Origin of the sequence: Pseudomonas arcuscaelestis (assembly GCF_016881005.1) — a bacterium.
GTDB lineage: Bacteria > Pseudomonadota > Gammaproteobacteria > Pseudomonadales > Pseudomonadaceae > Aquipseudomonas > Aquipseudomonas arcuscaelestis.
On the sequence record NZ_JACOPV010000012.1, the window covers coordinates 34765 to 54684 of the forward strand.

Here is a 19920-nt window from a genome sequence, read left to right on the forward strand (position 1 = left end):
GTGCAGATTAGCCGATCTGCCCAGCCCTTGCCGTTGATCCCCTGGCGCGACGTTTGGGCGCGGGCGCGCCACACTTTAAAGGTCGGGGTTCTGCGGCGTTTCGGCGAACCTCTTGCCCTACAGGAGCGTCGCCATGTACCTGCGAACTCTGTTGTGCCTGGGCCTGCTGCTTACTGCCAGCGCCCAGGCTTCTGAATCAACCGCTGTCTATCAGTACGGCATGCCATTGGATATTGCCCGTGTAGTGAGCATGAACGAGCCGGACACCGAGCTCTGTGATGTGGTGCAGGCCAGCATGGTCTATCTCGACTCTGCCGGCCAGCAACATACCTTGCGCTACCTGAAGCTGGCGCAGGCGTGTAGCGATCACGACTAATCCCAGGCAGGCGCCAGGCTTTCGGGATTGGTCAGGCGCAGGCCGTTATCGAGGGCGGCGATTTGCGCCATTTCATCGCTGCTGAGCTTAAGCTCGGCCGCCTTGAGATTGCTCGCCAGGTTCTCGCGACGGGTCGAGGACGGGATTACCGCATAGCCCAACTGCATGGCCCAGGCCAGGGTGACTTGCGCCGGGGTGGCTTGGTGTTGGCTGGCAATGGCCTGGATGACCGGGTCTTGCAGGACTTTGCCATAGCCCAGGGTCATGTACGAGGTCACAGCGATGCCCTGGCTTGCCATGAACTCGACCAGTTTGCGGTTCTGCAGATAAGGGTGCAGTTCAATCTGGTTGGTGGCGATGGCGTCTTTACCGACCACCTCGATGGCTTGGCGCAGTAGGTCGATGGTGAAGTTGGAAACACCGATCTGGCGGGTCAGGCCCAGGGTTTTGGCCTCGGCCAATGCGCCCATGAACTCACTGACCGCCACGGCGCCCTTGGGGGAAGGCCAGTGAATCAGGGTCAGGTCCAGGTAGTCGGTCTTGAGCTTCTGTAGGCTTTCCTTAAGGCTCGGAATCAGCTTGTCGGCGCCGAGGTTGTCGGTCCAGATCTTACTGGTCAAGAACAACTGTTCACGCGCTACGCCGCTGGCAGCGATGGCGGTGCCGACCTCAGCTTCGTTGCCATAGATCTGGGCAGTGTCGATCGCTCGATAGCCGAGCTCCAGCGCCTGGGTGACCGAGTCGATAACGATCTGGTCCTTGAGGCGGAACGTACCGAGGCCAAGAAGAGGAATGGACATGAAAGGGCTCCTGGGGAGGGCTGCTGATAAGAGGTGTGCAGTATTGCGACTGCCGACCACGAGAAAAATCCCTGCGTCGACACAACTTTTTTGCCGGTGACGCACGAATCTGCAGTACTGATGTTAGCCTTGCAGTGTCAGTCGCAATGGATCTGGTCATGACCCGACACAAGCTCAGCATTCGCCAACGCAATGTCGATAACATCCTGCTGGCGGCCGAGCAGGTCTTTGCTGAAAAAGGCTTCGCAGGTACCGCCATGGCCGATATCGCCGAAGCGGCGCAGTTGCCACGCAGCAATGTGCACTATTACTTCAGCACCAAGGCCGAGTTGTACCAGGCCGTGCTGTTCGGCCTGCTGGAAGTGTGGAAGCAGGATGCACTGTGCTTCGAACTTTATGATGATCCGCGCATTGTGCTCAGCAGCTATATCCGCGCCAAAATGAACCATTCGCGCACCCGTCCTTTTGGCTCCAAGGTCTGGGCCAACGAAATCATCCACGGCGCGCCCAACCTGGGCGCGGCACTGGACGATCCGCTGTATGACTGGGCGAAGATGAAAGAGGCGAAGATTCGTCAGTGGATCGACGACGGTCGCATCATCGCGGTGGAGCCTTCCGGGCTGCTGTACATGATCTGGGCTTCGACCCAGCACTATGCCGACTTCAGCCACCAGGTGGGCTTGCTCAATGACCACCAGCCGCTGACCGAACTGCAGTTCGAACGGGCGGTGCAGACGGTCACCAGCGTCATTTTGCGCGGCATCGGCCTGGAGCCGTAAGCCTTGCTGGCTACGTCAGTTGACGGCGTGGCCAGCGGCGAATCACCAGCAGATAGACTACTACATTAACCAGCACCACCACCGAGCCCAGCAGGATCTGGATGCCCGGGGTAAGCCCGGCAGGGTAGATGACCGGCAGGATGTAATGCTCGACGAACCCGCCCTCATAGCCGGCCTGGCCAGCGGCCTGGCGCAGGCGGTTCTCCCAATCGGTCAGCGGGCAGAACAGGTGCAAAAATTCCACGGCAATGCCCCAGCACACGGCGGGTAGATGCCACCACAGCACACCACGCCATTTCAGCGCCAGTAAGCCGCCAAACAGCACGAACAAAATGAACAGCAGGTGAAACAGCACCAGACCATCGGCGCTCAGGCGGTACAGCATGACAATCGCTTCCGTGGGTTGATATTCCTTGTTCACCCCATGATAAAGGCAAAGTGTTGAAGTCTGCTGCAGGCCGATAACAGGTGTTGTCCTGACCGCATCGAACAGGCATTCTGGCGTTTTTCTGCCTGCGAAAACCGCCATGGACGCTTCCACATTGTTGCTCTACGTTGTTGCCGCCAGTGCGGTGATGATCACCCCGGGCCCGGCCATGCTCCTGGCGCTCAACAATGGCGCCAGCCACGGCATGCGCGTGGCCGGCTTTGGCATGGCCGGGGCGATGCTTTCCGACTTGATCCTGATTGCTGCCGTTGGCTGCGGCCTCGGGGCGCTGCTGCAAGCATCGGAGCAGTTGTTCAGCCTGGTCAAGTGGGTGGGGGCCGCATACTTGCTGTACCTGGCCTGGGTGTTGTGGCGTGCGCCAAGCAATGCGCTCGAGCGTGTGCCAATGAATGCCGGCGCCACTGGCCGTTCGGCCTTTCTGCGGGCGTTGTTCGTTGGTTTGTCCAACCCCAAGGGGCTGTTGTTTTTTTCCGCTTTCCTACCACAGTTCATCCGCCCGGATCAGCCGGTAGCCGAGCAATACCTGGTGCTGGCGATCACCAGTGCAGCCCTGGACGGTGTGATGATGGCGGTCTATGCCTACGGCGGCCGGCATGCCATGCGGCGTTTCTCGGCCCGCACCATGCAGTGGATCAACCGCAGTTGCGCCGGAATGCTGGCAGCGTTGGCCGTAGGCTTGAGCCTGTATCGGCGCAGTGACATGCATTGAGCCCAAACAACAAGGGAGGATCATTGGTCCTCCCTTGTTGTTCATGCAAAGGCTCAGGAGGCTTCGCGGTAAGGGTTGCGCGGGTCATGCTGCCAGTCGAGGAACGGCTTGCCGGTGTCCTGCGGCACCATCTCGATACAGTCCTGGACCGGGCAGGTGATCTGGCACAGGTTGCAGCCCACGCATTCGGCGTCGATCACCTCGTAGCGATGACTGCCATCGGCTTGGCGCAGGCTGGCGATGGCTTGGTGCGAGGTATCCTCACAGGCGATGTGACAGCGGCCGCAACCAATGCAGGCATCCTGATCGATTTTGGCGATGACCTGATAGTTGATATCCAGGAACTTCCAGTCGGTGGTGTGACCGACGGCACGACCGCTGAATTCTTGCAGGCTGCGATAGCCTTGGCTGTCCATCCAGCGCGAGAGGCCGTCCTTCATGTCTTCGACGATGCGAAAGCCGTGCAGCATCGCTGCCGTGCAGACTTGTACGGCGCCGCATCCCAGGGCGATGAACTCGGCCGCATCGCGCCAACTGCCAATTCCGCCGATGCCACAGATCGGCAGGCCGCGTGTCGCCGGGTCACGGGCAATCTCGGCGACCATGTTCAGGGCAATCGGTTTGACCGCCGAGCCGCAGTAGCCGCCGTGGGTGCTCATGTCTCCGACAATGGGCAGGGCGACCATGCGTTCGAGGTCGACACTGGTAATCGAATTGATGGTGTTGATCAGCGACACCGCGTCGGCACCGCCACGATGGGCTGCGCGGGCAGACTGACGGATGTCGGTGATGTTGGGCGTAAGTTTGACGATCACCGGCAGCGAGCAGTGCATCTTGCACCACCGCGTGACTTGCTCGACATATTCAGGCACTTGCCCAACTGCCGCCCCCATGCCACGTTCAGGCATGCCGTGCGGGCAGCCGAAGTTCAGTTCGATGCCGTCGGCGCCGGTGGCTTCCACCAGCGGCAGAATGGCTTTCCATGACGCTTCCTCGCAAGGCACCATCAACGACACGATCAGTGCCCGGTCAGGCCAGTCCTTTTTGACCTGGGTGATTTCCCGCAGGTTGATCTCCAGCGAGCGGTCGGTGATCAGCTCGATGTTGTTGATGCCCATGACCTCGCGGTTGACCCCATAGTGGGCCGAGTAACGCGACGACACGTTGACCGCCGCCGGGTCTTCACCCAGGGTTTTCCAGACCACGCCGCCCCAGCCGGCCTGGTAGGCACGGACCACGTTATAGGCTTTGTCGGTAGGCGGTGCGGAGGCCAGCCAGAACGGGTTGGGCGCCTTGATGCCGGCAAATTCGATCGATAGGTCAGCCATTATGCAGCCTCCACATTGAGCATCAGTTGCGCATGGATGGCCTCGGCGGCCACCTTGCCGTGCTGCACGGCCTGGACGGTAAGGTCCTGGCCCAGGTGGGTACAGTCGCCTCCGGCGTAAACACCGGAAAGGCTGGTACGCATGTGCTCATCGACGCGAATGCGTTCGCCATCACGGGCCAACGCCTGGGCGCTGCTGTCGCGCAAGGCGTGGTCGTCGAACGTCTGGCCGATGGCTTTGAAAATGGCATCGGCAGCCAGTTCGAAGGTTTCCCCTGTAGTGTGCAGGCGACCTTCGCTCAAGCGGGTGCGGGCAAAGCGCATGCCACGCACTCGACCCTGATCGTCGAGCAGCACCTGCTCGGGTTGGGCCCAGGTCAGCAGGCGTACCTGGTTCTCCTTGGCAATGTGTTGTTCATGCTCGGTGGCGCCCATGTCCTCAACGCCGCGGCGGTAAACCAGGTTGACGTCACGGGCACCAAGGCGGGCCATTTGTACTGCCATGTCGATGGCGGTGTTGCCGGCGCCGAGGACGATGCAGCGGTCAGCGACGGGCAGGGTGCTCAGGTCGTCGGCCTGGCGCAGCTCCCGGATATAGTCGGTAGCGGCCAGCACGCCGGGTGCATTTTCATCGGCCAGGCCCAATTGGCGACTGGCGGCCAGACCCAGACCGAGGAATACCGCATCGAATTGTTGCTGCAGCTCGCCCAGACTGAGGTTTTCGCCCAGCACTTGGCCATGACGAATCTCAATGCCGCCAATCTGCAGAACAAAGTCCACCTCGCGCTGGGCGAAGTCATCGACCACTTTGTATTTGGCAATCCCGTACTCATTCAGGCCGCCAGCCTTGGGCCGGGCTTCGAATATCACCACGTCGTGGCCGTGCCAGGCCAGGCGATGTGCGCAAGACAAACCGGCAGGCCCGGCGCCGACCACGGCGATGCGCTTGCCACTGCTGGCAGCGCGCTGGAAGGGATGTTCCTGGAACTCGGCATGGTCCAGTGCATAGCGTTGCAGCAGGCCGATCAGTACCGGCGCGCATTCCTGGTGATGGTTACGCACGCAGGCTTGCTGGCAGAGGATTTCGGTCGGGCAGACCCGGGCGCAACTGCCGCCGAGGATATTGGCCGAGAGAATCTTCTCTGCTGCGCCCTGTACGTTTTCCTGGTGAATGTTGCGGATGAATGAGGGAATGTCGATGTCGCTTGGACACGCGTTGACGCAAGGCGCGTCGTAGCAGTACAGGCAGCGGGAAGCCTCGACTGCGGCCTGGCGGGCATTGAGCGCAGGTGCCAGGTCACTGAAGTGCTCGGCCAGGCTGGCGTTGTCAGTGGACGGTCGCGGGAGGTGGTTGAGGGACTCGATCACGGTGGTTTCCTCTTTTTTTTATTTTTGCTTGCGCCGATTACAGTGGGAGCGAATGCGCTCGCTCCCACCAGTTCTCGGCGTACAAGGAACTCAGTACTTCAGCGCTTGACCGCAATCGGTCGCTGATGCTCGGCACGCCTGTTCAGCAAATCGAACACCGCCGGATACGCCGGGCGTTCGATGTAGCGCCCGGCGCCACGCTCGGCACGTAGGTCACCGTTGGCCCAGACCAGCTTGCCCTGACTGATGGTGTGGCTGGGGATGCCGCGAACAGTCTTGCCTTCGAAAATATTGAAGTCGACCTGTTGATGATGGGTCGCTGCCGAGATGGTTCGAGTGCCTTGCGGGTCCCAGAGCACCAGGTCGGCATCGGCGCCGACGCGCAGGGCGCCCTTGCGCGGGAACAAGTTGAAGATTTTTGCCGTGTTGGTGGACGTCAGGGCGACGAAGTCCTGCATCGACAATCGGCCACTGTTCACACCTTCGTCCCACAGCACCGCCATTCGATCTTCGATACCGGCGGTGCCATTGGGGATTCGACTGAAGTCGTCACGGCCAGCGGCTTTCTGCTCGGCGCAAAAGCAGCAGTGGTCGGTAGCGGTGGTGTGCAGATTGCCTGACTGCAGGCCACCCCACAGCGCTTCCTGATGGCCTTCCTTGCGCGGGCGGAAAGGCGGGCTCATCACGTAACCCGCCGCGGTCTGCCAGTCAGAATGCTGGTAAACGCTGTCGTCGAGTAGCAAGTGCCCGGCCAGTACTTCGCCGTAGACTTGCTGGCCCTTGGCGCGGGCATAACTGATTTCATCCAGTGCTTCGCGGGTCGACACGTGAACCAGGTACACCGGAGTACCCAAGGTTTCGGCAATGCGAATGGCGCGACTGGCTGCCTCACCCTCGACTTGCGAGGGGCGCGACAACGGGTGTGCTTCGGGCCCGGTGATGCCTTGGGCAAGCAGTTTGCGTTGCAGGTGGTAGACCAGTTCGCCGTTCTCGGCATGCACGGTCGGCACGGCGCCCAGTTCCAGGCAACGTTCGAAGCTGGCGACCAGGGTGTCGTCGGCCGCCATGATGGCATTCTTGTAGGCCATGAAGTGCTTGAAGCTGTTGACCCCATGCTGGCTCACCAGCTCGCCCATCTCCTCGCGCACCTTGTCACTCCACCAGGTGATGGCTACGTGAAAGCCATAGTCCGAAGCAGATTTCTCTGCCCAGCCGCGCCACTGATGAAAGGCTTCGAGCAATGATTGCTGTGGGTTGGGAATGACGAAGTCGATGATCGAGGTAGTACCGCCGGCAAGGCCTGCGGCGGTGCCGCTGTAGAAGTCCTCGCTGGCCACCGTGCCCATGAAGGGCAATTGCATGTGAGTGTGCGGGTCGATGCCGCCAGGCATCAGGTACTGGCCGCTACCGTCGAGAATCTCGCAGCCGTTGGGGATATCGAGGTCGGTGCCGATGGCCTTGATCACACTGTCGGCACACAGCACGTCGGCACGATAACTTTCCTCATGGGTAATCAGGGTGGCGCCACGAATCATAAGCGTCATCAGATGCTCCTCGCAGGCTTGACCGGTTGATACCGGCTCTAGGTTTTGTACTCATAGCAGCGTAGGTCAAAACCTGTCATCGCTGTCAGGAATTGAATCTAGTAGCGGTTGTCGGATTGGGCAAATAATTAATTTTTAAGCTCATGCGCGTTACAACTTATTGAAATATATGAATTTGTTAGGTTTTGCGCTGCCTTGACAATACGACCAGTGGTCCTGTCGTTCTTGACAGGTTGTGGAAATGGTCAAGATTTCTCATGGGCACCCGTGATTGCCCGTATGCCAGTGCAAGTACCTCCAAAAACACAAAAACAGTGGAGCGGCCATGCAGCAGACCAGATCGCAAGTGCGTGAACGTGATGGCTTGTATGAACTCGACGCCGGCAGCGACGTCATCGACAGCCCCCGATACAACCACGACATCGCGCCGACCAAGGTGCAGGACCGCACCTGGAACAAATGGCACATCACCGCACTGTGGGTGGGTATGTCGATTTGCGTGCCGACCTACACCCTCGGTGGAGTGCTCACCGCGTACTTCGGCTTAACGGTGGGCGAAGCGCTACTGGCCATTTTGCTGGCCAACACGGTGGTGCTGATCCCTCTTACGCTCAATGCCTTTCCCGGTACCAAGTACGGCATTCCCTTTCCGGTGTTGCTGCGCTCCTCCTTCGGCATCATCGGCTCCAACGTACCGTGTCTGATCCGCGCCCTGGTGGCTTGTGGCTGGTTTGGCATTCAGACCATGTTCGGTGGCTTGGCCATTCACTTGTTTCTTGGCACGTTGTCGGCGGACTGGAAGGCGCTTGGTGGTACCGGCGAGGTGATCGGCTTCCTGCTGTTCTGGTGCTTGAACCTGTGGGTGGTGCTGCGCGGTGCCGAGTCGATCAAATGGCTGGAAACCCTCTCGGCACCGCTGCTGGTTCTGGTGGGGGCCGGGCTGCTGGTGTGGGCCTTGCCCAACGTGTCGATCAGCGAGCTTATGGCCCAGCCACCCAAGCGTGCGGAAGGTGCCAGTGTTTACGGCTACTTTTTTGCCGGGCTCACCGCCATGGTCGGTTTCTGGGCCACCTTGTCGCTGAACATTCCAGACTTCAGTCGCTACGCCAAAAGCCAGAAAGACCAGATTCTCGGGCAGATTTTCGGCCTGCCGCTGACCATGTTCCTGTTCGCTGCCCTCGGTGTGGTCTTGACTGCGGCCTCGGCATCGCTGGTCGGGCAAACGGTGTCTGATCCGGTCAGTCTGATCGGGCATATCCAGAGCCCGGTGTGGGTGGCATTGGCCATGGCGCTGATCATCATCGCCACCTTGTCGACCAACACTGCGGCGAACATTGTGTCGCCAACCAACGACTTTCAGAACCTGGCGCCGAAGTGGATCGGGCGGACCCTGGCAGTGCTCCTGACCGGCCTGGTCGGCCTGTTGCTGATGGGGCATGAGTTGCTGAAAAAACTTGGCTGGATCGTCAGCGACGTGAGCCTGGAAAGCGTCTATTCCAATTGGCTGCTGGGCTATTCGAGCCTGCTCGGGCCGATCGCCGGCATCATGGTGGTGGACTACTTCCTGATCCGCAGGCAAACCCTGGACCTGGCCGGTCTGTACCGCGATGACGTCTATCCGGCGTGGAACGTGAGCGGCTTTATCGCCTTTGGTGTACCGGTTGCCTTGACCCTGCTGTCGTTGCAGAGCACGGCATTCAGCTGGTTCTACGATTTTGGCTGGTTCACCGGCTCCGCCCTTGGCGGGCTGATCTATTACGGGCTCGGGCAACTGAAGGGCGCGCGTGCCACTCACCTCAAACCCACCGTGTAGTGCCGATCGCCCGCAGAGGTTCGGCAGCAGATGCAGGAGAACACCATGCAAACAGCACAGGACGTTTTGCAATCAACCCATCGGCACATCAACGGCGAGCGTTTGTGGCAATCGCTGATGGAGCTTGCCCGTCTCGGGGCTACGGTCAAGGGTGGGGTGTGCCGTCTGGCGCTGACTGACCTGGACCGCCAGGCCCGTGACCTGTTCATCAAGTGGACCGAGGAGGCAGGCTGCACCGTCAGCATCGACGGCGTCGGCAATATTTTCGCCCGCCGTGCGGGGCGCAACCCGCACTTGCCACCGGTGATGACCGGCAGCCATATTGATACCCAGCCCACTGGCGGCAAGTTCGACGGCTGCTTTGGCGTGCTGGCTGGCCTTGAGGTGGTGCGTACCCTCAATGATTTGAACATCGAAACCGAGGCGCCGCTGGAGGTGGTGGTCTGGACCAACGAGGAGGGCTCGCGCTTTGCCCCGTGCATGATGGGGTCGGGGGTGTTCGCCGAGAAGTTCACGTTGGAAGAAACCCTGGCCAAGGTCGACGCCGAAGGCATCAGTGTCGGCCAAGCGCTCAAGGCCATTGGCTATGCTGGGCCCAGGGCAGTCAGTGGTCATCCTGTGGGAGCCTATTTTGAGGCGCATATTGAGCAAGGGCCGATTCTGGAGGACCAGCACAAGACCATTGGCGTGGTACTCGGCGCGCTGGGTCAGAAGTGGTTCGACTTGACGCTGCGCGGTGTCGAGGCCCACGCCGGGCCGACACCTATGCACCTGCGCAAGGACGCCCTGGTCGGTGCCAGTGTGGTGGTGGCGGCGGTGAACCGAGTGGCCCTTGAGCATCAGCCGCATGCCTGCGGGACCGTCGGTTGCCTGCAGGCTTATCCGGGTTCGCGCAATGTCATTCCCGGTGAAGTGCGCATGACCCTGGATTTTCGCCACCTGGAGCCGCCACGTCTTGAGTCGATGATTGCCCAGGTGCGCGATGTGATCAGTAGTACCTGTGCGCAACATGGGCTGCAGTTCACCTTGACGCCGACGGCAGATTTTCCGCCGCTGTATTTCAATCAGGAGTGTGTCGAGGCGGTGCGCAGTGCGGCTCAGGGGCTAGGTCTGTCGCACATGGACATTGTCAGCGGCGCTGGCCACGATGCAATTTTTCTCGCTGAGCTGGGGCCGGCCGGTATGATTTTTGTGCCTTGTGAGGGGGGGATCAGCCACAACGAAATCGAGAACGCTGCACCTCAGGATCTGGCTGATGGTTGTGCAGTGTTGTTGCGGGCGATGTTGGTGGCGGCTGAGACGGTGGCTCGGGGCAGGGATGCGGTCGTGCTTAAGATGGCTTGATTTTTGAGGGCTGCGGCGGTGGGATTTGTGGGTAGATCCATTTGCGATGGTGGCGCTTAGTCACCTTTGCGCCCTTACGGTGCCTTACTTTGGCCAGTCGCCCCAAAGTAAGCAAAGGGCTTGCCCCACCAGAGCAGGTTCCAACTGTTGCGGGAGCCGGCCTTGCCGGCTTGAAGATGGGTGCGCGATGGTGTCAGAGGCTGTCTCGCACCATTTGCAGGAAGGTTGCCACCAGGCGTCGTGAGCTTTGTTCGCGCAAGCACACGAGGGTCTCGGTGAGGCGGCGCTGGCAATCTACGATCGGCAAGGCGCAAACCCGCGCGTCCGCACCAAATTCGGCGGCTGATACCACGCCCACGCCGATGCCCACCACTACCGCTTCGCGCGCCGCTTCCCGGCCTTCTACCTGGATCGCCGGGCGGATGCGCAGGCCCGCTCGTTGCATTTCTTCTTCCAGGGTCTGGCGGGTCACTGATCCCGGCTCGCGCAGCACGAGTGGCGTGTCATCGAGGTCGGCCAGGCTGATCGAGCCACGGCTGGCCCAGGGATGATTGTGTGAAACGAAAGCCACCATCGGGTCGCTGCGCATCGGTACGCAGAGGAGGCGTTCGTCATCGACATCTCGGCCAAGCAAGGCAAGGTCGGCCTGATAATTGAATAGCCTCAGTAGCGACTCGTCAGTGTTACCGGTCTCGATTTTGACGCTGATGCCCGGGTACTGCTCACAGAACTGCGCAATTTGCGGCAGCACATGCACCGGCGCATCGACGGCCAGGACCAAGGTTCCGGTCTGTAAGGCGCGAGAGTCCTGGAGCAGTTCGTGGGCTTCGGCTTCGCAGACAAACAAGCGCTGGGTGATCGCCAACAGGCGTTCGCCCAGGTCGGTCAGTTGCACCGAACGTTTGTTGCGATTGAACAGCAATACACCGAAGCGTTCTTCAAGTTTGCGCACCTGATCGGAGATCGCCGGCTGGGTGAGGAACAACCGTTCGGCGGCGCGGGTGAAGCTGCCGTGCAGGGCAACGGCATGAAACGCTTTCAACTGAGCATGGGAGACCGACATCGCAGCACCTATTACAAGCTGAGCTTATTAGTGAAATACGATAAATCGATTTTATTTATCAGTCAGTAATTGTTTTTATCTCGTTCAGCCCGCCATGTCACGTCCTGTGACCAACGGGCCATGGACCTGGTTGAAAAGGCACAACAATACCGCTTGCTCCAGTTCCATCTGACCCTGTGACGGCCCTGACCGGTCGTCACGCAGTGCGCAACACAACAACAAGACAGGCGTTTTTTCAAATTCTGCCGGCACACTCAAGCTCCGAGGTCAGAGTCACCATGAATAAACACATTGCAGACATAAAGCGTTGGCGCGTGCAGATCTTTGCCGTCACCTGGATTGCCTACGCTGCGTTCTACTTCACCCGCAAAGCATTTTCCGTCGCCAAATTGGGCATTGGCGAAGACCCAAGTTTTACCCTCGACAAAATGGCCATGGCCAACCTCGATGCCATTTACCTGGCTGCCTATGCAGTGGGGCAGTTCACCTGGGGCATGCTCGCCGACCGCTTCGGCCCACGTGTGGTGGTGCTCGGCGGCCTGGTGATTTCTGCGGCAGCCGCGCTGGTGATGGGCAGTTACGCAACGTTCCCGATTTTCGCCACCTGCATGCTGGTTCAAGGCTTGGCCCAGTCCACGGGGTGGGCGGGATTGTGCAAGAACATTGGCAGTTTTTTCCCCTCGTCGCAGCGCGGTCGTGTGCTTGGGCTGTGGAGCTCGTGTTATGCGTTTGGCGGTCTTGTCGCTTCGCCCTTTGCCGGTTGGTGGGCCTACACCCTGGTCGGCAGTTGGCACGCGGCGTTTTTCTCCAGTGCCGCCGTGGTTGCCGGGGTGGCGGTGCTGTTTTTCTTCCTTCAGCGCAACAAGCCCGAAGACGTTGGTCTGCCAGCGGTGGAGCCTGAGCCTGAAAGCATGGTGCCCGGCACCACGATTTGCAGTATCTGGGCGCCGCTGCGCGAGATCCTGCGTAATCGCACCGTGCTGACCCTGGGGCTTGCGTACTTTCTACTGAAACCCGCGCGCTACGCGATTCTGTTATGGGGACCGGTCATGGTCTTTGAGCAGATGCCCTCGGTGGGCAAGGTTGGCGCCGCAATCATCCCCACGGCCTTCGAACTGGCCGGCCTACTGGGCCCGATCATGATCGGCCTGGCCTCGGACAAGCTGTTTGGCGCCCGGCGCATGCCGGCCTGCGTGATCAGCCTGATCGTGCTGACGGTAACGCTGGCGCTGTTCATGGGCGCGATGCAAACCGGCAGCGTGATGCTGGTGGTGGCCTTGTTGTTTGTCATGGGCCTGACCTTGTACGGGCCGGATTCGATGATCAGCGGCGCGGCCGCCATCGATTTCGGCAGCGCCAAGGCGGGTGCCACGGCAGCTGGTTTCGTTAACGGCTGTGGCTCGGTGGGCGCGATTCTCGGTGGTCTGCTGCCAGGCTATTTCGACGGCATCACCGTGTTCATCGTATTTGCCGCCTGCGCCCTGTTCTCGGCGCTGGTGCTGGTGCCGCACTGGAACAGTCGCCCGGCGACAGCCGATCACATCCCGGCCGTGGCACCGAATACGGCCATGGCAATCAAGCCACTGCGTACCTGACACCTACAAGGAACCGACCATGAGACCCTTTTGGCTGCAACAGGCGCTGGATCAGGAAGATGCACGCGCGTGTCCACCACTGTCTGGCGATACCCACTGCGATGTGTGCATTGTCGGTGGGGGTTACACCGGGCTCTGGACCGCGCTGATGCTCAAGGAGCAAAACCCGGCCCTGGATGTCGTGCTGATCGAGGCCGATATCTGTGGCGCCGGGGCCAGTGGGCGCAATGGCGGTTGCGCGCTGTCATGGTCGGCCAAGTATTTCACCCTGGAACGGCTGTTCGGGGTGCAGGAGGCGATACGTCTGGTCAAGGCATCCGAGCAGAGCATCTATGCAATTGGTGACTTCTGTCGTGATCACGCTATCGATGCGGACTACCGCTTGGACGGCACCTTGTACACCGCCACCAACCGCGCCCAGATGGGCGCTACCGACGGCGTGATTGCCGCGCTGGAGCGCCAGGGCATCAACTCGTTTCGGCGCTTGCCGGTGGATGAGGTGCAGCGCATGGCCGGTTCGGCCAAGCATTTGGAAGGCTGGTTCTCGCCAGCTGCCGCCACGGTGCAACCGGGCAAACTGGTGCGCGGTCTGCGCCGGGTTGCCCTGCACAAGGGCGTGCGCATTTTTGAACGCACCGCCATGACCGGCCTGCAGGAGGGGCCGCAGGCGGTGGTGGAAACCGCCACTGGCAACGTTCGTGCAGCAAGTGTGGTCCTGGGTCTCAATGCCTGGATGGCCCGCGCCTTCCCGCAGTTCGAACGCAGCGTGGCGATTGTCTCCAGCGACATGATCATTACTGAGCCGCAACCGCAGTTGCTGGGCCAGATTGGCTTGACCAATGGCGTCAGCGTGCTGGATTCGCGGATCTTCGTGCATTACTACCACAACACCAGCGACGGCCGGCTGATGCTTGGTAAAGGTGGCAACACCTTTGCCTACGGCGGACGCATGCTGCCGGTATTCGATCAGCCGTCACCCTACGAGGCGCTGTTGCGGCGTAGCCTCGGCGAGTTCTTCCCTGCATTGGCGCAGGTGCCCGTGGCCGCCACCTGGAACGGTCCTTCCGATCGCTCGGTGACCGGCTTGCCGTTCTTCGGTCGCCTGGGTGCGCAGGGCAATGTGTTCTATGGCTTTGGCTACTCAGGCAGTGGTGTCGGCCCGTGTCATATGGGCGGGCAGATCCTTTCGTCGCTGGCGCTGGGGCTGGACAACGAATGGACGCGCTCACCTTTGGTCAACGGTCCGCTGGGCTATTTTCCTCCCGAACCCATCCGTTACCTGGGGTCGTTGATGGTGCGCAACGCCATTCGTCGCAAAGAGCAGGCCGAGGATCATGGTCATCGTCCACGGCGCCTGGATGTGCGCCTGGCACGTTTTGCCGCGGCGGCGGGTAAGGCCGACAAGGGCTGAGCAGTTTTTTTGTCGATTGCCAGAACGAGGATGTATAAACTGCACCCACTTTGCTGGTCGCTACCTGAACCGGCAGTTGAAACAAGAGAGTCGAGATGGGCGCACAGTGGAAAGCCAAGCATAGAGAAACAGCAGCCAACGCCAAGGGCAAGATCATGGGCAAGCTGTCCAAGGAGATTCAGATTGCCGCCAAGGCTGGCGCTGACCCGGACATGAACCCACGCCTGCGTCTGGCGGTAGAGCAGGCCAAAAAGGCCTCGATGACCCGCGAAACCCTGGAGCGGGCGATCCGCAAGGGCGCAGGTCTGGATGGCGATTCCGTGCAGTACAACTCGGTCACCTACGAAGGCTATGCGCCGCACCAGGTACCGCTGATCGTCGAGTGCCTGACCGACAACGTCAACCGTACTGTGGCGCAGATCCGCGTATTGTTCCGCAAGGGCCAGTTGGGCGCTTCGGGCTCCGTCGCCTGGGACTTCAACCACGTTGGCCTGATCGAAGCCACGCCGGCCAGCGCTGACGCGGACCCGGAAATGGCCGCAATCGAAGCGGGCGCCCAGGATTTTGCTGAAGGTGAAGAAGAGGGCGCGACCCTGTTCATTACCGACACCACCGACCTGGATGCGGTACAGAAGGCCTTGCCGGCGCAAGGTTTTACCGTTGTTTCGGCGAAAATCGGCTACACCCCGAAGAACCCGGTCAGCGGTTTGAGCGATGAGCAAATGGCTGAAGTCGAGGCATTCCTGCATGCCATCGATGACAATGATGACGTGCAGAACGTCTACGTAGGTTTGGCTGGCTGATCTAAAAGTCCAGTTACCTTAACGCGGGGGGCAAGTCGAATAGGCTTGTCCCCCGCGTTGCGTTCAGGCCCTGCATTTGTGCATATCTGATGAGACTTAAGTCCGATGGCGTCCCTGCGATAGCCAGCCATAATCGATATTCGCCCTTTTAAATAACAACAAACTCAGGGTTCAGTACCGATGACTTATCAGCACAGCTATGCCCGTTCCATCGCCGATCCTGCCGCGTTCTGGGCCGAACATGCCGATGGACTGGCCTGGTATCGCAAGCCCCTGCAAACCCTCGGGGAACGTCCCGATGGCACCCACCAGTGGTTTGCCGACGGCAGCCTGAACAGTTGCTACCTGGCCCTGGATCATCAGATCGAACAGGGACGAGGGGAGCAGACTGCCCTTATCTACGACTCACCTGTAACCGGCAGCCAGCAACAGTTCACCTATGTGCAACTGCGTGACGAAGTCGCGCGCCTGGCTGGATTGCTGCGTGAGTTGGGGGTGCAGAAGGGCGATGGCGTGATTATCTACATGCCCATGGTGCCCCAGGCGGCCATGGCCATGCTTGCCTGTGCTCGCATCGGTGCCGTGCATTCGGTGGTGTTCGGCGGTTTTGCCGCCAATGAACTGGCCCTGCGTATCGACGATGCACGCCCGACCTTGCTGCTGACCGCTTCCTGCGGGCTGGAGTTTGATCGCGTCATCGAATACAAGCCGCTGGTTGACCGCGCCCTGCAACTGGCCAGCCATCAACCGCGCAAGGTGCTGGTGCTGCAGCGTCCGCAGGCGCCGGCAACCCTGATTGAAGGCCGCGACCTCGACTGGCAGCAAGCCGTGGCCAAGGCCCGCCCGGTAGCGCCGGTAGAGCTGGCCGCCGCCGATCCGCTGTACATCATGTACACCTCCGGCACCACCGGAAAACCCAAGGGTATTGTTCGTGAGAACGGTGGTAACGCCGTGGCCCTGAGCTTCGCCATGCGTCATATCTACGGTATGCAGGCCGGTGATGTGTGGTGGGGAATTTCCGATGTTGGCTGGGTGGTCGGCCACTCGTTGATCGTCTATGGCCCACTGATGAACGGCTGCACCACCGTGTTTTATGAGGGTAAGCCGATTCGCACGCCCGATGCGGGCGCCTACTGGCGCGTGGTCGAGCAGTATCGGGTCAACGGCCTGTTCTGCGCACCGACCGCCATGCGCGCCATCCGCAAGGAGGACCCGGAGGGCGAGCTGCTGCGCAGTTATGACCTGAGTTCCTTGCGCCAGCTGTTCCTGGCGGGGGAAAAGCTCGATTCCAGCACGCATCAGTGGCTGGAATCGATCAGCGGCAAGACGGTTCACGACCACTGGTGGCAAACCGAAACCGGCTGGCCGGTGACGGCACCTTGCGTGGGGCTCGATGGCAGTGCCGCGCGGCCAGGTTCAAGCAACCGCGCCGTGCCGGGTTACCACGTGCGGGTGCTGGACGATGACGGCCAACTGCTTGGCCCGAACCAGCAGGGCGCCATTGTAATCGCCTTGCCATTGCCGCCCGGTTGCAGCCAGACGCTGTGGGGCGACCACCAGCGCTATCTGGATGCCTACCTCACCACCTATCCGGGCTACTACCACACAGGTGACGGCGGGTACCTGGACGATGATGGTTTTGTCTACATCATGGGCCGTACCGACGATGTCATTAACGTTTCCGGGCACCGCCTGTCGACCGGTGAAATGGAAGACCTGGTGGCTCGCCATCCAGCGGTGGCCGAGTGCGCGGTGATTGGCGTGCATGACGAAATCAAGGGCCAGGTGCCGCTGGCCCTGGTGGTGCTCAAGGACGGCCAGGGCATCAGCGAGGCTGCCTTGCAGAGCGAGCTGATGGCCAGCGTACGTGAGCAAATCGGAGCCCTTGCCTGTTTCAATCAGGTGCGGGTGGTCAAGCGCCTGCCCAAGACACGCTCAGGCAAGATCCTGCGTGCTGTGCTGCGCAAGATTGCCGATCAGCAGGCCTACACACCGCCCTCAACCCTGGATGATCCGGCTGTGCTGGGAGAAATCGAAGCGGTGCTGGCGAGCTTCGCGCGGGTGGGTTAAGCCCCCGCGCATCGGTGGCTTTCAGCAGTCGGCCTGGCGTAACTGACCGAGCCGGCTGCGGGTTCGCGCCAGGTCGGCGGCAACGCCCTGCAGGCTCACCTGCAGCGGCGCTGCGCCGATCACGATCAAATGTTTGTCCTGGTCATAAAGCACATCCACCAGATTGATGAAGCGCTGCTGCTCGGCGATCGAACAGTCGTCGAGGCACGGCAAGCCGTCGATAATCCAGTAATCGAAGCGCTGGGCCAGCTGCAGGTAATCCATAACCGCCGTAGGCTGTTCGCAGATCTGGGCGAAATCGAATCCTACTGTCTTGTCCTCGGCCAGCAGCGCCTTAAGTTGGCGTTTGCCCACGTGCAGCATCACAGGGTTAGTGGCTGAGAGGGCCATGCCTGAGGCAGGCAGTTGCAGTGCCTGGCGCTGCTGCGGGTTACCCGGCCAAACATAGTGGCCCTGGGTGAAGCGCTGGTGGCTTGTGGATGTACTCAAACTGCGATAGTCCTGGTCACCGCCCACTTCCAGCACCTGCATCTGGCTGTTGATCAAGCGTATGACCGGCTCGAAACGCTGATGGTAGAGAGGGTTGGGCAACAAACCTTCCGGCGCGTAATTGGACGTCACCACTACAAAGATGCGCCGGGCGAACAGTGCCTGGAACAACCGGGTGATGAGCATTGCGTCGCCAATGTCGTGCACATGAAATTCATCGAAGCACAATACCTGGCAGTCTTGCAGCAGTTGGTCGAGGGTGCAGGCCAGGGCGTCATCCTGCTGGCGGTGCTCGAACATGCCTTGGTGCAGGCGGGCAAAAAAATCATGAAAATGCAGGCGACGCTTGTGCGCCTGTGGCAATGCGTGAAAGAACCCATCGAGCAGCCAGCTTTTGCCTCGTCCAACCTTGCCATGCAGATACAAACTGCGAGCCTGGCCGCTGTCGATACGAGTAGCCTGTTTGGCAAAGTGTTCGATGACCTGCAATTGCCCCTGGCTCAAGGTGAAACCCTGGACTGCAGCCTTGTGACGAAAATACTGATGAACGGTTGCAGGCAGGCTGGCGTCGCCAGCGGATGCCGGTGCGAGATGATGGCGCAAGGCGCGTATCGGTGAGCGTATCCAGGAAGGTGGTTGAGCAGGCAATCTGGGCGCCTCAAGGCTGAAAGGACTCAAGCACCGGCTTGAGTGAGCGCGGCTAATTTAACCAAAATGGCCGGTAGCTGCCAACGCGTGAGGAGGTCGGTAATGCGACGGCGGATCTTGTACGCGACCTGTACATTCTCCTACGAGCTGGCAGCATTTTTCTTCACTGCTACCCTGAAAACCAGATGAATTCTGCGTTAAAGGATGAAAGTGTGAAAGGACGCGCTCTGGTTGTACTGCTCGGATTGGTCATTGCCAACAGCAGCGCCGCCGCTCAATTTATGGTTGAAGTCAAAGTTCAGGTACAGCGCGGTTGCGTGCTTGTGCATCAGCCACGTGAGGCCGGGGCCCAAGCGCTGGGCGTTCTGGATTTTGGCGTTACCGCGCGGCTGGACGATCCCTCCGGCCCCAGGACCAGCTATTTACACAACCAGCGTCCACCGCGGCTTGAGTGCAATCCGCACACCAGTTATCAGTTGCAGGTTGATGCTGGCCAGCACGGCGGCAGCGGCGAAGTGCGCTACTTGGCCAGCGCCCAACCGTCGGCGCAACCGATTCCCTATCGCTTGTATCAGGATGCAGCCTGGCGCGTACCGCTGCCGGTCAATGTGATACAGCATGCACGCGTGCCCTCCAGTGGCTCGGTGGAACTTCCGCTGTATGCACGTATCGACAGCTTGACCCAGGTGCCAGCCGTCGGTAGCTATTCGGACCTGCTCAAGGTGACCGTGACCTGGTGAAAGCCCCTGCATTGACTGGCAAGGGGTGCCTGCTAAAGGAACTGGCAGCATGAAGAAAGTTCTGTTGTTGAGTATTGGCCCGTTGCTACTGGTGAGTCCTGACGCTTTCGCGGGGACGAGCGGGCACATCCAGGCGCGTCTGGTTATCAGCGCTGCCTGCCAGATCAGTGGTGATCCCAGGGGTGGTGTCGGCAACCCTGGCGCCGGTGTTCTGGATTTCGGCAGCCAGGGTCCGAGCTGGACCGGACCGCTGCTTTCGCACGTGGACGAAGAAGCCTCCAACGACAGCCTGATGGTGCGCTGCAATCCTTCCGTGCGCGCCTTCACCGTCAGTATCAATGGCGGCACTCACGGGGACGGTGGCAACCGGCGCTTGAGCAATGGCCGCGAGCTGATTGCCTATCAGTTGTCGGCCGACGCTTCCGGCAATGCTCACTATGGCATCGGCCAGCAACTCAATTTTTCCATTAACAGTACGGCGCAGATCCCCATACCGATTTACGGCGTGCTGGTAGCTCACCCGCAATCCCTGCCGGCCGGTATTTATCGCGACACGTTGATGGTGACCCTGGACTGGTAACACACAAGGAGTG

General features: G+C 60.4%; 18 protein-coding genes. 11 read left to right on the top strand and 7 right to left on the bottom strand.

Annotation, left to right across the window (positions count from 1 at the left end; genetic code table 11):
• The first annotated feature begins 133 nt into the window (after positions 1-133).
• The gene (locus tag H8F21_RS18905; protein WP_203478591.1) at positions 134-376 is read left to right on the top strand and encodes a DUF2790 domain-containing protein; all 243 of its coding nucleotides are present in this window, start codon (positions 134-136) and stop codon (positions 374-376) included.
• Here H8F21_RS18905 and dkgB read toward each other — a convergent pair.
• Positions 373-1176, bottom strand: coding sequence for a 2,5-didehydrogluconate reductase DkgB (dkgB, locus tag H8F21_RS18910; RefSeq protein ID WP_203478590.1), 804 nt, complete (start codon positions 1174-1176; stop codon positions 373-375). The genes H8F21_RS18905 and dkgB overlap by 4 nt on opposite strands.
• Before the next feature lie 158 nt (positions 1177-1334).
• Here dkgB and H8F21_RS18915 point away from each other — a divergent pair, with 158 nt between their 5' ends.
• Entirely contained in the window at positions 1335-1955 is a 621-nt protein-coding gene (locus H8F21_RS18915) for a TetR/AcrR family transcriptional regulator (RefSeq protein ID WP_136475587.1), read from the top strand.
• Between the two features lie 10 nt (positions 1956-1965).
• On the opposite strand, the gene H8F21_RS18920 is transcribed toward H8F21_RS18915, so the two are convergent.
• Positions 1966-2340: a DUF2784 domain-containing protein gene (locus H8F21_RS18920; RefSeq protein WP_203478646.1), complete on the bottom strand. Its 375-nt coding sequence runs from the start codon at positions 2338-2340 to the stop codon at positions 1966-1968.
• A gap of 142 nt (positions 2341-2482) precedes the next feature.
• Here H8F21_RS18920 and H8F21_RS18925 point away from each other — a divergent pair, with 142 nt between their 5' ends.
• Complete coding sequence (locus H8F21_RS18925) at positions 2483-3112, top strand: LysE family translocator (protein WP_203478589.1); 630 nt, start codon at positions 2483-2485, stop codon at positions 3110-3112.
• Positions 3113-3165: 53 nt separating this feature from the next.
• Here the strand turns inward: H8F21_RS18925 and preA are convergent, their stop codons facing one another.
• The 3 genes from preA to hydA all read right to left on the bottom strand — a co-directional run bounded on the left by preA (position 3166) and on the right by hydA (position 7351).
• The gene (preA, locus tag H8F21_RS18930) at positions 3166-4443 is read right to left on the bottom strand and encodes an NAD-dependent dihydropyrimidine dehydrogenase subunit PreA (protein WP_203478645.1); all 1278 of its coding nucleotides are present in this window, start codon (positions 4441-4443) and stop codon (positions 3166-3168) included.
• Positions 4440-5807 (bottom strand): NAD(P)-dependent oxidoreductase, encoded by a 1368-nt coding sequence (locus H8F21_RS18935; RefSeq protein ID WP_203478587.1) that lies wholly within the window; start codon positions 5805-5807, stop codon positions 4440-4442. The genes preA and H8F21_RS18935 overlap by 4 nt, the downstream gene beginning before the upstream one ends.
• Before the next feature lie 98 nt (positions 5808-5905).
• Positions 5906-7351, bottom strand: a complete 1446-nt coding sequence (hydA, locus tag H8F21_RS18940; protein WP_203478586.1) for a dihydropyrimidinase — start codon at positions 7349-7351, stop codon at positions 5906-5908.
• Positions 7352-7676: 325 nt separating this feature from the next.
• Here hydA and H8F21_RS18945 point away from each other — a divergent pair, with 325 nt between their 5' ends.
• On the top strand, positions 7677-9164 hold the full coding sequence (locus tag H8F21_RS18945; RefSeq protein WP_203478584.1) for an NCS1 family nucleobase:cation symporter-1: 1488 nt from the start codon (positions 7677-7679) through the stop codon (positions 9162-9164).
• Positions 9165-9209: 45 nt separating this feature from the next.
• The gene (locus tag H8F21_RS18950; RefSeq protein ID WP_203478582.1) at positions 9210-10508 is read left to right on the top strand and encodes a Zn-dependent hydrolase; all 1299 of its coding nucleotides are present in this window, start codon (positions 9210-9212) and stop codon (positions 10506-10508) included.
• Between the two features lie 193 nt (positions 10509-10701).
• Here H8F21_RS18950 and H8F21_RS18955 read toward each other — a convergent pair whose 3' ends face one another.
• Entirely contained in the window at positions 10702-11571 is an 870-nt protein-coding gene (locus H8F21_RS18955; protein WP_136475593.1) for a LysR family transcriptional regulator, read from the bottom strand.
• A 278-nt stretch (positions 11572-11849) separates the two neighbouring features.
• On the opposite strand from H8F21_RS18955, the gene H8F21_RS18960 reads away from it, so the two are divergent.
• From H8F21_RS18960 to H8F21_RS18975, 4 genes are all read left to right on the top strand, one after another.
• The gene (locus H8F21_RS18960; protein ID WP_203478580.1) at positions 11850-13166 is read left to right on the top strand and encodes an MFS transporter; all 1317 of its coding nucleotides are present in this window, start codon (positions 11850-11852) and stop codon (positions 13164-13166) included.
• 19 nt (positions 13167-13185) lie between these two features.
• The gene (locus H8F21_RS18965) at positions 13186-14577 is read left to right on the top strand and encodes an FAD-dependent oxidoreductase (protein ID WP_203478578.1); all 1392 of its coding nucleotides are present in this window, start codon (positions 13186-13188) and stop codon (positions 14575-14577) included.
• A 95-nt stretch (positions 14578-14672) separates the two neighbouring features.
• Positions 14673-15380 carry a YebC/PmpR family DNA-binding transcriptional regulator gene (locus H8F21_RS18970; RefSeq protein WP_136475596.1) on the top strand — a complete coding sequence of 236 codons (708 nt, stop codon included), beginning with the start codon at positions 14673-14675 and terminating at the stop codon, positions 15378-15380.
• A gap of 180 nt (positions 15381-15560) precedes the next feature.
• Complete coding sequence (locus H8F21_RS18975) at positions 15561-17450, top strand: propionyl-CoA synthetase (RefSeq protein ID WP_203478575.1); 1890 nt, start codon at positions 15561-15563, stop codon at positions 17448-17450.
• Between the two features lie 21 nt (positions 17451-17471).
• On the opposite strand, the gene zapE is transcribed toward H8F21_RS18975, so the two are convergent.
• Positions 17472-18587, bottom strand: a complete 1116-nt coding sequence (gene zapE, locus H8F21_RS18980) for a cell division protein ZapE (RefSeq protein WP_211201952.1) — start codon at positions 18585-18587, stop codon at positions 17472-17474.
• Positions 18588-18799: 212 nt separating this feature from the next.
• Between zapE and H8F21_RS18985 the strand changes: the two genes are divergently transcribed.
• Complete coding sequence (locus H8F21_RS18985) at positions 18800-19327, top strand: Csu type fimbrial protein (protein WP_442962952.1); 528 nt, start codon at positions 18800-18802, stop codon at positions 19325-19327.
• Positions 19328-19376: 49 nt separating this feature from the next.
• On the top strand, positions 19377-19907 hold the full coding sequence (locus H8F21_RS18990) for a Csu type fimbrial protein (protein ID WP_203478571.1): 531 nt from the start codon (positions 19377-19379) through the stop codon (positions 19905-19907).
• Positions 19908-19920: the final 13 nt, after the last annotated feature.